Source organism: Streptacidiphilus sp. MAP12-16 (assembly GCF_041262165.1).
Classification (GTDB): Bacteria; Actinomycetota; Actinomycetes; order Streptomycetales; family Streptomycetaceae; genus Streptacidiphilus.
On sequence record NZ_JBGCBY010000050.1, the window covers coordinates 1 to 13,815 of the forward strand.

Annotated in this window: 12 protein-coding genes; 7 read left to right on the forward strand and 5 right to left on the reverse strand. The window is 69.1% G+C overall.

The features are described from left to right. Nucleotides 1-1,086: 1,086 nt before the first annotated feature. The 3 genes from ABIA33_RS36825 to ABIA33_RS36835 all read right to left on the reverse strand — a co-directional run bounded on the left by ABIA33_RS36825 (nt 1,087) and on the right by ABIA33_RS36835 (nt 4,343). A complete protein-coding gene (locus ABIA33_RS36825; protein WP_370088350.1) occupies nt 1,087-1,731 on the reverse strand; it encodes a hypothetical protein in 645 nt (214 codons plus the stop codon). Nucleotides 1,732-1,814: 83 nt separating this feature from the next. Further along, nucleotides 1,815-3,443: a flavin monoamine oxidase family protein gene (locus ABIA33_RS36830; protein WP_370088374.1), complete on the reverse strand. Its 1,629-nt coding sequence runs from the start codon at nt 3,441-3,443 to the stop codon at nt 1,815-1,817. A gap of 90 nt (nt 3,444-3,533) precedes the next feature. Beyond that, nucleotides 3,534-4,343, reverse strand: coding sequence for a carbon-nitrogen hydrolase family protein (locus ABIA33_RS36835; protein WP_370088352.1), 810 nt, complete (start codon nt 4,341-4,343; stop codon nt 3,534-3,536). A 285-nt stretch (nt 4,344-4,628) separates the two neighbouring features. Here ABIA33_RS36835 and ABIA33_RS36840 point away from each other — a divergent pair, with 285 nt between their 5' ends. The 4 genes from ABIA33_RS36840 to ABIA33_RS36855 all read left to right on the forward strand — a co-directional run bounded on the left by ABIA33_RS36840 (nt 4,629) and on the right by ABIA33_RS36855 (nt 8,944). Continuing rightward, nucleotides 4,629-5,558: an ACP S-malonyltransferase gene (locus ABIA33_RS36840; protein WP_370088354.1), complete on the forward strand. Its 930-nt coding sequence runs from the start codon at nt 4,629-4,631 to the stop codon at nt 5,556-5,558. Nucleotides 5,559-5,581: 23 nt separating this feature from the next. Continuing rightward, nucleotides 5,582-6,439 (forward strand): metallophosphoesterase, encoded by an 858-nt coding sequence (locus ABIA33_RS36845; RefSeq protein ID WP_370088356.1) that lies wholly within the window; start codon nt 5,582-5,584, stop codon nt 6,437-6,439. Further along, nucleotides 6,436-7,092: a 4'-phosphopantetheinyl transferase gene (locus tag ABIA33_RS36850; RefSeq protein ID WP_370088358.1), complete on the forward strand. Its 657-nt coding sequence runs from the start codon at nt 6,436-6,438 to the stop codon at nt 7,090-7,092. Before ABIA33_RS36845 ends, ABIA33_RS36850 begins: the two co-directional genes overlap by 4 nt. 406 nt (nt 7,093-7,498) lie before the next feature. After that, a complete protein-coding gene (locus ABIA33_RS36855) occupies nt 7,499-8,944 on the forward strand; it encodes a class I adenylate-forming enzyme family protein (protein ID WP_370088360.1) in 1,446 nt (481 codons plus the stop codon). A 73-nt stretch (nt 8,945-9,017) separates the two neighbouring features. Here the strand turns inward: ABIA33_RS36855 and ABIA33_RS36860 are convergent, their stop codons facing one another. Both ABIA33_RS36860 and ABIA33_RS36865 read right to left on the reverse strand, forming a co-directional pair. Continuing rightward, nucleotides 9,018-9,647, reverse strand: coding sequence for a response regulator (locus tag ABIA33_RS36860; RefSeq protein ID WP_370088362.1), 630 nt, complete (start codon nt 9,645-9,647; stop codon nt 9,018-9,020). After that, nucleotides 9,644-10,921: a histidine kinase gene (locus tag ABIA33_RS36865; RefSeq protein ID WP_370088364.1), complete on the reverse strand. Its 1,278-nt coding sequence runs from the start codon at nt 10,919-10,921 to the stop codon at nt 9,644-9,646. The genes ABIA33_RS36860 and ABIA33_RS36865 overlap by 4 nt, the downstream gene beginning before the upstream one ends. A gap of 177 nt (nt 10,922-11,098) precedes the next feature. Between ABIA33_RS36865 and ABIA33_RS36870 the strand changes: the two genes are divergently transcribed. From ABIA33_RS36870 to ABIA33_RS36880, 3 genes are read left to right on the forward strand one after another with little or no spacing between them, the layout of a single operon-like run. Then, nucleotides 11,099-11,641 carry a hypothetical protein gene (locus ABIA33_RS36870; RefSeq protein ID WP_370088366.1) on the forward strand — a complete coding sequence of 181 codons (543 nt, stop codon included), beginning with the start codon at nt 11,099-11,101 and terminating at the stop codon, nt 11,639-11,641. 45 nt (nt 11,642-11,686) lie between these two features. After that, nucleotides 11,687-12,187: a PH domain-containing protein gene (locus tag ABIA33_RS36875; protein WP_370088368.1), complete on the forward strand. Its 501-nt coding sequence runs from the start codon at nt 11,687-11,689 to the stop codon at nt 12,185-12,187. Continuing rightward, entirely contained in the window at nt 12,184-13,704 is a 1,521-nt protein-coding gene (locus ABIA33_RS36880; protein WP_370088370.1) for a PH domain-containing protein, read from the forward strand. The genes ABIA33_RS36875 and ABIA33_RS36880 overlap by 4 nt, the downstream gene beginning before the upstream one ends. The last annotated feature ends 111 nt before the right edge of the window (nt 13,705-13,815 follow it).

Genomic DNA, 13,815 nt, shown 5'->3' on the forward strand with positions numbered 1-13,815 from the left:
ACAGGACACGCAACAGTTCCGACTTCCCGCTCGCCACCGGGCCGATGACCAAACCAACAGCACCCGCACTACGCAGGGAGCCGGCCGTGAGCTGGTTGAGGCCGAGTAAGTCCTCGTCACGCTCGACGAGATCGGTTCGGGCCGTCATAGGGTGCACTCCTCGCTTCGGGTCCTGGATTCCACCCACGCGTCGTCCGATAGGACGAGGACGCTGTTAGGTGAGGGGGGTTTCCTCCGGGAACGATCGTTCTGAGCTGCGGGCCGGAGCGGTGGGCTCGCCGGCGCGGGGCAACCCCGCGGGCTGGCTTCGACACCACCCATGGCAGCCACAGCCAGGGCACTGAGCACTACGAGCTTCTTCAAACGCCTTGGCAGCGGCGGCTGTTCGGAGTCGCCGATCTCGACGGCGCTGCTGTCCGCATCCCTGCCGCATGTCTGCTTCTCGCCACGATCAAAGCCTTTCTGAAACCATCGGCCGCGCGGGCCGGTTGTGCTGCCGAACGGATCTCTCGTCGAACCACTGGCCATTAAATGGGTGTCGGGTCGGTAAGGCGGGGCCTGGCCAAGCCTTTGTCAAGGCGGCTAGTGCAAGAGGAATTCATGTCTTTTGAATTCCGCCCGGTCGGTGTTCACGGAGGCCCTGGACTCCTGCCTGAGGAGTGGGCCGACGACGTGAGATGTACTGGTGAGAGCCTCGGGGCTCAGCCGGAATATTTCCCCCTGGTTACGAGTATCTTTCGCGTAGATATCCGTGAGACGGCAGATAAAAATTCCCCGGGCGGATTGCCGTCGTGCGTTGAGAGCGGTCTCGAGCACTGCCCTTGGCCGGAACCCTAGAGGTGGGATTGCGTACACGTCAGAAAGTCGCCGAGAATGAGAGATGAAGCCTCAAGTACGGCTCAGATCGATCTTGGTCCGCGGAGCGCATGTGTGTCCGATTCGGGCTCTTTTACGAGGTCTGTCGTGGCAGAAACCAGGACAAAAGAGAGACCCGCCGGTGTCACTGTGATCCGCGTCACATTTGAGCATTCTCTGAGCTGTGTACGTGCAGGTCGGGGGCCATCGCGGGGGTGGCGCGCGGCTCGCTCAGCCGGCCAGGGAGACCACGCGGAACACGTCGCGGCCCCAGTGATGAGTCTTCGTCAGGATCCGGCCGTCGAATGCGAGGAACGGTTCCAGGCGGTTCAGGCGGCCGCGCACCGCCGGCAGGCTCAACTGCTCACCGGGACCGCCCAGCAGCCAACGGATGTTGTGGCAGCAGAAGGACTGCGGTGAGCGGAGCAGGATCTCGAGGAGCAGCGACTGGGACTCCTTCAGGCCGGCGCGGGCGCCCGGGAGCCGACTCGTGGAGTCGGACGGATCGTCAGCCGGGTTGTGGCGCTTCGCCTGCAGCCACCGGATGTCGGCCTCTATCCGGGCGCGGATCTCTTTGGCCGGAGCCTCGCGGCTGAGCACGTTGACCGCTCCCGCGTCCAGGAGCTCCTCCCGGAAGGACGCTCCAGGGGTGACCACGGTCACCGGTGCCAGCATGTGCAGAGCGCGCACCAGCTCGACGAGCTCACCGAGCGGCCAACCGCCGGGGGCGTCCAGGACCGCGAGCATGCCGGGGGAGCGCAGCAGGGTCCAGTACGCCAGCGAGTCCCCCCAGGGGCGCGTGAACAGCCACTGGAGGCCGGCGCGGCGCACGTGCGACGTCCAGTCCGCGCTGGCGACGGGATCCAGCGAGACCACGATCGCGGAGAGGTCCCCGTCTGCCGGAGCGAATCGACTCCCAGGTGATCGACTCCCAGGTGATTGCACAGCCCCTCGCAGGGTCACTCCTCCGGGAGCGGGATCGGCGCGATCGCCTCGAAGACGTCCCCGGGCCCTGGGTTGGCCGGATGGCTTGAACCACCGAGGTGGCGGACCACTCCCCATACCGCGTTGAGCGCCGTCGTGACCGCTCCCTCGGCGAACCCTGCCGTCCAGGACACGTCGTCGCCGGACAGGAACAGGCCGCGCTCCTCCGGGGCGAAGTCGTCCTGCATGAAGTGAGTGAAGAGCCGGCGCTGGTACCGGTACTGGCCCGGCAGGTTCGCCTTGAAGGCCCCCATGAACAGCGGCTCGGTCTCCCAGGTCACGGAGACCGGCGGCCCGGTGATGTGCTTGCGCAGATTGACGTCCGGGTAGATCTCGCCGAGCTTGGCCAGCAGCACCTCGAGGCGGTCCTCGGTGCTCAGCGTGGCGAACTTCAGCGAGTCGTCGTTCCAGGTGTAGGACAGGCAGATCACGCCGGGCCGGTCCGGGCCCTCGTCGAAGAGGTAGACCCCGCGCGGCATCCGGTCGCTGAGCGTCATGCTCATCCGGTCCTGCCCCGTGCACGGGTCGCGATCCAGCCAGAACGGCCGGTCGGTGAGCACGAAGAGCTTGGACGCGCCCATGTAGTGCGTCCGCTCGACCGCGGTCCAGTGCGGGACGGACAGCAGCGCCGGATCGCAGTCGATCCGGTTCAGCAACGTCCAGACATGGGGCGTGAACACCACCGCCGGGTACGTCTCCACGACCCGGTCCGCGTCCTCGATCGCCACCCCGCCCGCGACCCGCCGCATTCCGGTGACGGCCGGCCGCGGCCTGCCGCCGTGAAGTTCGGCGACCGTGGTGCCGGCCGGCCAGTGCGCGGTCCGGCCGGCGGCCAGCGACCAGAGCCCCTGGGTCAGCCGGCGGGTGCCGCCGACGATGCTCACCTGGTCCTGGTCGGCGCCGGTGAACACGACCCGGAGCACCTCCAGGATGGAGTTGGGGAAGTCGGTGTCCCAGCCGCCGGTGCCGAAGCCGACCTGCCCGAAGATCTCCCGGTGCCGGAACGACCTGAAATAGGGCGAGGCGGCGAGGAAGCCGTAGAAGGACTGATCATCCAGGGTTCGCACCATCCGGTTCCACACCGCCTTGAGGACGGGCGCGTCCCGCCTGCGGACCGAGTCCTCCATCACCACCAGCTCGGCCTGCTCGCGCAGCGTCTTGTCCCAGGCGTCGGCCACCTCCTGGTAGACGGCCGGCAGGTCCTCGAGGGTGCGCGCCAGGTGCTGCTCACCGCCCAGGTGCACCATGGTGCTCGACGTCTGCGGCGAGAGCGGATTGGGGAACGGACGGGTCCGCAGGCCCAGCGCGTCGATGTAGTGGAACAGCGAGGTGGCCCCGACCGGGAAGCGCATCGCACCCATCTCGGCGGCGAACTCCGGGTTGGCCTCGAAAGGCACCGACCGCATCCGGCCGCCCAGTTCGCCGGCCTCGTAGAGCACCGGGCGCAGGCCGAGACGCATCAGCTCGTAGGCCGCGACCAGCCCCGAGATGCCGCCCCCCACCACGGCGACCGGCGTTCCGTGCCACCGCGCGGGCACACTGCCCAGCCCGGCCGGGTGCTGCAGCCAGTCGTCGTACGCGAAGGGGAAGTCGGGACCGTACATGGTCAGCGGAGCAGTCACACCGCGCACTGCCGGACACTCACTGCCACTGGGGGACATCTGGGACACCTTTCGGGGCCCGATCCGCGACGCTCAGCCGAAGCCGAGGCGCGCGGGCAGACCCTCGTAGAGCTCGGGGCGCCGGTCGTGGAGATAGGGGGTGGCTGAGCGTGCCTTCGCGACCACGGCCGGGTCGATCTCGGCCAGGAGCAGGCCTTCGGCAGGCTCCTCCAGCGTCAGCCGGGTGCCGTCAGGGGCGGCCACCGTCGTCAGCCCGCAGAAGCGCAGGCCCTGGTGCTCGCCGATCCAGTTGGTGTACGCGACGTAGAGCTGGCTCTCGAACGCCCGCGCCGGGACCAGCGTCCTGGCGACGAACTCCCACGGTTGCATCAGTGCCGTCGGCACCACGAGCAGCTGCGTGCCGGCCATCGCGTGGGCCCGCACCGCCTCGGGGAACTCGACGTCGTAGCAGATCAGCAGACCCACCGTCAGGCCGCCCACGGACGCCTGCACGACGCCCTGCGCGCCCGGCCTGAAGCGGGAACTGTCGACCTCGCCGAACAGATGCGCCTTGCGGTACGCGGCGAGGGTGACCCCCTCGGACGACACGACCCTGGCCGCGTTGTACACGGAGGAGCCGTCGTCCTCAGGCCAGCCGTGGACGATGGCGATGCCGCACTCGCGGGCGATCTGCGACACCGTCATGCAGTGCGCCCCGTCGACGGGCCCGGACGCCTGGGCCAGCGTGCCCGGCCGCAGCGGGTAGCCGCCGACCGTCATCTCGGGGGCGACGAGCAGCTCCGCTCCGGCCTCGGCCGCCCGCCGGGCCACCGCGCGCAGTCGCCCCAGCAGATGCGTGACGTCGGGTGAGCCGCACGCGGCCTGCCAGCATGCAATCCTCATCGCGTGCGTCCTCGGTAGCGTGCGGAATCGTTCGAAGCGTCCATTTGCTCACACTAAAATTAATTCGACCGACAATGCTCGACAACCCCTAACTCCCCCTAGCCAAGTGGGTCGAATGCAGTCGATTCGTATACTGCTCACCTTCGGTCGGGCGGCTAGGGGGTCTAGGGGTCGGGAACAGGGGTGGCGGGCGCACCCGGCCCGGTTACGCTCGAAGCTCCAGCGAAAAGCGGGAAACGCAGAGATGCGCCGGGCAATGGCCGACCGCCTACAGAACGGGCTGAGATGACGACCGATGAGCCGGGGAGCAGTGCGATCGTCTTCCCCGCCATGGGACCCTCGCGATTCGCCGACTTCGGCAAATTCATGCTCGTGAACGCGGCCGCCAGGCGGCGCTTCGCCGTCGCCGACGAGGCACTTGGCTACAGCGTCTTCGACGCCCTGCGGCAGTCCGAGGACGACTACGCGGAGGTCGCCCAGATCGCCTCCTTCGTCACCGCGCTCGCACTGGCCGACTGGGCCGAGGAGTCCCACCCGGAGACCCCGCACCTCTGCGCGGGAGTGAGCTTCGGCAAGATGGCTGCTGCGGCCTACGCGGGTGTGCTGCCCTTCGACGAGGCCGTTCGCATGGTGGCCGAGGTCGCCCGCGGCGAACGCGACTACTTCGCGGAACACCACCGCGACATCGTCACCCACTCGTTCGTGAAGGTTCCGCGCGAGACGCTCGACGAGCTGCTCGCCGAACTCGACACAGCGGACGAGTGGTACGAGATCTCGTCCTACCTCGACCGGGACCTGTACATGGTGTCGCTCAACGAGCGTGCCCTGGACGGCTTCAAGAAGCGCATCGGCGCGGTCGGCGGCTACTCCCTCTACACCATGCGGCCGCCCGCGCACGCGAGCATCTTCGAACCGCTCCGGGACCGGCTCGACCAGGAGGTGCTGAGCCGCTACCGGTTCCGCGACCCGGTACTGCCGATCGTCTCCGACCAGGACGGCTCGCTGGTCGAGTCGGCCGAGCAGGCGCGCGACTGGATCCTCGGCGGCTTCGTCCGGCCGATGCGCTGGCCCGGCATCGTGGACACCCTCACCGGCCAGGGCGTCGACCGGATCCGCATCGTGGGACGTGACCGGCTGCTGCGCCGCCTCAAGTGCACCGTCGACAACCTCTCCACCACGACGACAGCTCCCGAGTCGGCGCTGCGGCCTCGATAGCAGGACCGGAAGGCAAGAACCCTTTGACGCACGACTCCAGCGGACCCGACGGCACGCTGTTCGCCACCAGCGACCTGCACATCAGCTATGAGGAGAACCGCGACATCGTCCGCGCTCTGCGGCCGCCGTCGCCTCGCGACTGGTTGATCGTGGCCGGCGACATCGGCGAACTCGTGGCGGACATCGAGTGGGCCCTCGGCCTGCTCACCGAGCGGTTCGCCACCGTGGTCTGGGCGCCCGGCAACCACGAGCTGTGGACGCACCCCTCCGACCCGGTGCAGCTGCGCGGCGTGGCCCGCTACGAGCACCTGGTCGAGCTGTGCCGCGGCCTCGGCGTGCTCACCCCGGAGGACCCGTACCCGGTGTGGCAGGGGGCGGCAGGCCCGGTGCGGATCGCCCCGCTGTTCCTGGGCTACGACTACACCTTCCTGGCCGAGGGCGTCACCTCCAAGAAGGAGGCGCTGGCCCGCGCCCATGAGTCCGGTGTCGTGTGCTCCGACGAGTACCTGCTGCACCCCGACCCGTACCCGAGCCGGGAGGCCTGGTGCCGGGCCCGGGTGGTGGCAACCGAGGCGCGCCTCGCGGCCTGCGACCCCGTCGTGCCCATGGTGCTGGTCAACCACTATCCGCTGGTTCGCCAGCCGACCGACGTCCTCTACTACCCCGACTTCGCGCAGTGGTGCGGCACCACGGCCACCGCGGACTGGCACACTCGCTTCCGAACCGAGGCCGTCGTCTACGGTCATCTGCACATTCCCCGGGTCACCCACTACGACGGCGTCCGCTTCGAGGAGGTGTCGGTGGGCTACCCGCGTGAGTGGCGCCGCCGCGGCGCCGCTCCCTCCGGACTCCGGCAGATCCTCCCGGCGGGTGTGCGGTGATCGAACGCATCCTCCCCGGAGCGGTCGTCTCGGTCGAGACCACGGCGGAGACGGAGGACATCGAACTCTTTCCCGAGGAACTTGAGTACATCCGCACCTCCGCGCCGCGCCGCCAGGGCGAGTTCCGCGCGGTGCGGGCCTGCGCCAGGCGGGCCCTGGCAACCCTGGGACTGCCACCGGCCCCGTTCCTTCCCGGCCGCAGGGGGGAACCACGTTGGCCGGAGAGCGTCGTGGGCAGCATGACCCACTGCATCGGCTATCGGGCCGCCGCGCTGGCCCCGGCCGCGGAGGTGCTCACCATCGGCATCGACGCGGAGCCCAACCTGCCGCTGCCCGAGGGCGTCCTCGAGGCGATAGGCCTCGCTGAGGAGATGCCCCAGCTGCGCGCGCTGACCAGGTCGGATCCCACCGTGTGCGCCGACCGGCTGCTCTTCAGCGCCAAGGAGAGCGTCTACAAGGCGTGGTTCCCGCTGACCGGGCTGATGTTGGACTTCTCCGAGGCGTCGCTCACCCTCGGCCCCGACGGGACGTTCACGGCCCGGCTGTTGGTTCCGGGACCCGTGGTCGCCGGTCGCCGGCTCCCTGGCTTCGACGGGCGCTGGCTGGCCGAGGACGGCTTCGTGGCCACCGCGATCACCGTGCCGCAGTCCTGACTGTCGGTCCGGTCGGCGGTTTGACCCACCGTCGGCAGCTCCCGCACGGCGCCGGAACCCTTGCCGGGGAACCCCTGCCCACCGAGTTCACCACTCTGCCGGGTGGGGGCGGATAGGGGTTCTGCGTCGTGCCGCAGCTCGATAGCATCCGGTGCGTAGCGGTACAGCACGTGCATTCGGAAAAACGATGCTGCTGAAGTGCGCGCCCTGGCGGGACCACTTGCCGAGAACGCTCGTCGTCCATCAGGCGACCGGACCCGAGACATTTCCCAGCAGCCCGCCGAATGCCGCGACTCGGAGTGCCGTGGTCTTTTCCATCGGTCCTCGGAATCGACGCTTGCCGGACCGGAGTTCCGAGCGCGCGTCGGCGGTGACCGCCGAGCACGAGAAGAGAAGAGAAGAGCCGATGGCGGCGAAGATCTTTGCGGAAAACTCGGTAGTGACCCTCGAGGAATTCGAGCACGACACCCTGCGCATCGCCCAGGTCCTGCGGGAGCAGGGCGTCGGGCTCGGTGACCGGGTGGTGCTCAAGGCCGGGAACTCGATCAGCTACGTCTCGGTCCTGTTCGCACTGATGCACCTCGGTGCCTCGGTCGTGCTGGTCGACCAGCAGGAGAAGCAGGAGGCCACCGGCTCCATCATCCAGCGGGCCGGGGCCAAGGTGGTCCTGGTGGACGCCGACGCCCAGGTGCCCGCCTACGTCGAGCCCGTGTACCTCTACGAACTCCTCGCCGCTGCACCCGACCTGGCCGCGACCGAGAGCCGGCTGTCCTTCGACGCCTGGTGCGACCTCGACGACTCGCTGATCATGTGGTCGTCGGGGTCCACCGGAGAGCCGAAGGGCATCGCCAAGAACGGCGGAAGGTTCCTGAAGAACCTGGAGCGCAACGCCCATCACATGGGCCACGAGTCCGACGACGTGCTTCTGCCCCTGCTGCCCTTCTCGCACCAGTACGGGCTCTCCATGGTGCTCATCGCCTGGCTCGCCCAGTGCTCACTGGTCATCGCCCCCTATCGGCGCGCGGACCGGGCGCTGCGGATGGCCGGGCTCTCCGGCGTGACCGTCGTCGACGCCACGCCGTCGACTTACCGCAGCATCCTCACCATCATCAAGCAGAATCCCGCGCTCGCCGACAGTCTCGGCACCGTCCGAATGTTCTGCAGCGGTGCCGCACCTCTGGACCAGGCGCTGACCGACCTCTACGTCGAGCGCTTCGGCTCTCCGCTGCTGGACAGCTACGGCAGCACCGAGGCCGGCAACGTCTCGTTCGCGACCGTCGAGAACCCGGTCTCCTGCGGGCAGGTGATGGAGGGTCTGCGGATCCGGGTGGTCGACGACGAGGAGCAGGAGGTGGCGGCAGGCGTGGTGGGCGAGCTCCTGATCGAGACCCCCGACGTCATGGTCGGCTACCTCACCGACGACGGTGGGATCGACCCCGTCGACCAGCATGTCTTCCGCACCGGCGACCTGGGCTACCTCGACCCGGCGGGCAACCTCTTCGTGCTCGGCCGGAAGTTCGCGGTGCACCGCATGGGCTACACCCTCTACCCGGAGCTCATCGAGCGGAAGGCCGCGGCCGGCGGCTGCTCGGTCCGGGTGATCCCGCTGCCCGACGAGCGCCGCGGCAGCCAGTTGGTCTTCTTCGTGGAGGACGAGCAACTGCGCGAGGCCGGCCACTGGCGGCAGGCCCTCTGCGACCTGCTCCCCGCCTACGAGCAGCCCAACCGGGTCGTCGTACTGGAGCAGTTCCCGCTCAACCGCAACGGCAAGCCGGACAAGCGACGGATGGAGGCACTCGCCCTCGCGGACGGCCGTGCCCGCCCCGAGGACGCTGTGCCGGTGCCGAGCTGACGTCTCGTCAGTGCCACCGCCGCATGCACACGCTGGGCGGGAGCGCCGGGCCTGCCTTCGGGCGGGCCCGGCGTCAGGCGAGCAGCCCTCGATCCATCGCGGCGATCACCGCTGCGGTCCGATCGGAGACGTCGAGCTTCTTGAAGGCCCGCAGCAGGTGGGTCTTCACGGTCGCCTCGCTGATGTAGAGCTCCTTGCCGATGTCGGCGTTGGTCAGCCCGCGACTCACCAGGCGCAGTACCTCGCACTCCCGCCCCGACAGGGCCGGCGGTTCGTGGCTCCGCGCCCGGAACAGCCGGCTGGCGACGGACGGCGAGAGCACGGTCTCGCCCCGGGCCGCGGCGCGGACGGCGTTGATCAGATCCGCGCGTGAACTGCCCTTCAGCAGGTAGCCGGACGCGCCGACCTCGACCGCCCGCAGGATGTCGGAGTCGCTCTCGTAGGTGGTGACCACGACGACCTTGCTGCGGCGCGAGCGGTCCAGGATGTGGGCGGTCGCGGTGACGCCGTCCATCTCGCCCATCCGCAGATCCATCAGGATGACGTCGGGGTCGAGCGAGGCGGCAAGCGTGACCGCCTCCTCGCCGCCGCCGGCCGCGCCCACGACGGAGATGTCGGCGGCGGACTCCAGCATCGCGGACAGGCCCTCGCGCACGACCGGGTGGTCGTCGGCGATGAGGACGGTGATGGGGCGGCTGTTCATCGGGCACCTCGGGGAGCCTCGTGATCGGTGGAGCCGTCCGCGGGGCCGAGCGGCACCACGACCTCGACCACCGTGCCCCGGCCCGGGGCGCTGGACACGGTCACCGCACCGCCGATCTCGTCGACCCGGGCCCGCATGCCGCGCAAACCGTAGCCGTCCCGGTCGTCGTGGTTCGGCTCGAAGCCGCTGCCGTCGTCGTCGACCACCAGCCGTACCGAGGTGTCGTCGAAGTCCAGTTGCAGCGAGGCCTGTTGTGCGTGGGCGTGCTTTCTGATGTTCGCCAGCGCCTCCTGGGCGGTGCGGAGCAGGACCACGGCGACGGCGGTGGGGAGCGGGAACTCCGTGCCGGTGATCGCGTGTCGCACCGTCAGGCCGGTCTCGGCGGCCAGCGCGTCGCCCTGTCGGCGGACGGCCTCGCCGAGGGAGTTCTCCCGGAGCGTGACGGGAGTGAGCGCGGCGACGAAGTCCCGGGTCTCGGTGAGGTTCTCGGCGGCGGAGCGAGCGGCCAGCCCGAGATGCCTGCGGGCCAGCTCGGGTGCGTCGTCCAGCTCCGACTCCGCGGCCTGGATGAGAGTGATGATGCTGGTCAGCCCCTGCGCCAGGGTGTCGTGGATCTCGCGTGCGAGCCGCTCCCGCTCCGCGGCGATACCGGCCTGCCGGGAGAGGTGGGCGACGCGCTTCCGGTTCAGCTGCAACTCCTGGATCAGCGTGGCGCGTTCACGGCTCTGCTCGACAACCCTGGTGATCCACAGTCCGAGCAGTACGGCCAGGGCGATGCCGAGCAGCGTGGTCGGCAGGATGCCGAGGACGGCGGTGCCCAGCTCGCCGCTGGTGATCCAGACCAGGACCAGCGGGATGAGGTTGGCGAGTAGTACCACCATGATGCCGAGCGTCGTGGGCAGGCTCATCAGCAGCATCGGGCAGATCGCGAAGAGCGCGAACGCGCTGGCGAGATCCAGCGTGGTCGCGGTGACGAACAGCAGGATCAGCCCGAGCGCGTACCACAGGCTGCGCCGGGGGTTGGTGTCCCCTGGTGTGAGCGGCCGGCCGAACGCGGCGTACCAGGGGACGATGAGGGTCAGTGCCGTGATCGCGCCGGCCACGTGTCCCGGTGGGCTCTCGGACGTGAACAGGAGCCCGGTGGTGATGAGGTAGGAGAGACCGAAGTAGGTGTCCCAGAGCCCGAGCCAGCGGACCACCGGGTCCGGACTGCGGTCCACCTCTGCTGTCGGCGGGTCGACGTGGGGTCGGTCGAGAACTTCACGGGCTGGCACGCTGACCAGTCCTACCACGCTCCGCGCGCCACGCACCATGCCCGTCCGCCTCGCTCTGTCCACCGACCGGTGGACAGGGGGTCCGTCGGACGGTCGTTCCGGCGCGGCAGGTGCCTGCCTAGCATCGGATTGAGCGGGCCGGAACGGCCGGCGGTCGTTCTCGGGAGGGGCAACGAAATGAGCGGTTTCCAGACCACGCTGGTGGTGAGCGGGACGGTGCTGGTCGTCATTCTCACCAGTGACCTCGGCCGGCGGCGGGTCACCGCGATGCGGCTCATCCGGCCGTTGATCGCTGTGGGGATCGTCATGGCAGTCTTCTTTCACTCGCTGCAGCTGGCCGGGAACGATCTCTCGCTGCAACTCGTCGGGGTGGGCATCGGAGCGATTCTCGGCCTCACCGCCGGCGCCATGCTGCCCGCGCACATGGATTCCTCGGGTCAGGTGTACACGCGGGCCGGAGTGCTGTACGCATTGTTCTGGATCGCGATGTCGGGTGCCCGGGTCGCCTTCGTCTACGGAATCGAGCACTGGTTCACCGCCGCCATCATCACTTTCTCCATCAAGTACCAGATCACCGGGCCCGAGGTGTATGCGAATTCGTTGGTGCTGATGGCGCTCGCGACCGTGCTCGCGCGGACCGCCGTGGTCATGAACCGGCGTCGGCGGCTCCGTGCCTCCGTGGCCGGGGGAAGTATCGTGGCGGGACGGGCAGCGGGCTGATTCGGAGCCGCGTGGGATATCCCGGAGCGAGGTTAGGATCCGAGCGTGCCCAATTCTGAAAGTCTTCGACTTCGACCGCCACGTCATCGGGTCGAGCGTCGCGCCATTGCCTGGTGGGCCGCACAGGCGTCCTTGATTCCGGTGCCCACCATACTGACTTTGGGCGCTTTGTACCTTTTCATTCCACCCGCCCGATTCGTCTTCGGCTGGATATTCCTGGCGGCCGCAGTGCCCGGCATCGCCTACATGGTGGCCATGCCGCTCTGGCGCTACCAGGTGCACCGCTGGGAGACCACGGACGAGGCCGTCTACACCGCGTCAGGCTGGCTCTGGCAGAAGTGGCGGGTGGCCCCGCTGTCCAGGATCCAGACCGTGGACACCGTCCGCGGCCCGCTGGAGCAACTGTTCGGCCTGTCCGGAATCAAGGTCACCACGGCGTCCGCCTCGGGAGCCCTCAAGATCCGCGGGCTCGACCGCCAGGTGGCCGTCGACCTGGTGGAGCACCTGACCAGGGCCACGCAGGCCACCCCGGGAGACGCGACGTGACGGCCGGAACGGTCGCCGTCGCGCCCGGCTGGCAGCGGCTGAGCGCCAGGCTGATCCCGGTCCACCTCAGCTGGCTGGCCGTGCCCGTGGTCAGCACCGGGATCACTGTGCTGGGCACCGGCGGCAAGCTCAACCTGCAGGCATACCTCACCCTGTCCTCGCTCACCCTGGCCTTCCTGATCGTGTCCGGCGTCAACCTGATGCGCTACCTGACCACTGGCTACCGGATCACCGACAGCAGGCTGGAACTGCGTTCCGGCCTGCTCTTCCGCAGCTCCCGCTCCATACCGCTGGACCGCATCCGCAGCGCGGACGTCACTGCTCACCCGGTCCACCGGCTCTTCGGCCTCGCCTCCGTCAGCGTCGGCGCCGCCGTCCAGGGCGGATCGTCCAACCGCAAGTTCTCGCTGGACGGGGTCACCGCGACCCAGGCCGGCGACCTGCGCGACCAGCTGCTGAACCGTCGCAACGCCCTCAACTCCGGCGAGGCGGCCGCCGTTGCGGACGACGCCCCGATCGCCGAGATCGACTGGTCCTGGATCCGCTATGCCCCGCTGACCATCTGGGGAGTCGGCGGACTGTTCGCAGTCGTCGGCGTGGTCTACCGCACCCTGCACGACGCCCAGATCGACCCGCTCAAACTGGGCGTCGTCCACGACGTCGTGAATGCGTTCGGCTCGGTGCCGCTCTGGGTGGGCATCCTCCTGCTCGTCCTGGTCATCGTGGCCCTGGGTGTGATCGGCTCGATCGGCATCTTCGTCGAGGGCTGGCACGGATTCCGCCTGGAGCGTGAGGACGGCGGCATCCTCCGGGTCCGTCGCGGCCTGCTGATCAGCAGGTCCGTGTCGGTCGAGGAACGGCGGCTGCGCGGCGTCGAGGTGGTCGAGCCGATGCTCCTGCGCTGGGGCGGTGGCGCCCGCCTGCACGCGGTGGCCACCGGCCTGGGGTCGGCCGAGGAGAACCGCACCCGTGGTGCGCTGATGCCTCCCTCCCCACGTGCGGAGGTCCTGCGGGTGGCCGCCGCCGTCATGGGCCAGGAGAAGTCGCCCACCGTCCTGGCCGAGCTGCGCCCGCACCCCCGCGTGGCGCTTCGCCGCAGGCTCAACAGGGGCGCGGCCGTGGTCGTGTTCACCGCAGTCCTGGTGGCGGTACCCGGGCTCTGGGTGCCGGGCTTCCTGCAGGCCGCGTGGATCACCGCTGCCGTGCTGCTTCCCGCCGTGATCCTGCTGGCCCTGGACGCCTACCGGACGCTGGCCCACGGCATCACGGGCCGGTACCTGGTTGCGCGGTCCGGCACGTTCGCGCACCGCACGGTCGCGCTGCAGTGCGAGGGCGTCATCGGCTGGACCGTCAGCAGCTCGATCTTCCAACGCCGTTCGGGACTGCTCACCCTCACGGCGAGCACGGCTGCCGGAAGGGGCGCCTACCGGATCCGGGATGTCACGGTGACCGAGGGACTGGCCTTCGCCGAGGAGGCCGTACCCGGGCTGCTCGCCCCCTTCGTCGAACGCGGCTGACTCCGCGAAGACATTCACGGTGTATGCAGAAATATCTGCAGGCCTTATCGTGGAGCGCTTGCACTCAGCGCTGCGACAAATTCCGCCCGCGTCATCGGGTCGTCCCGGAAA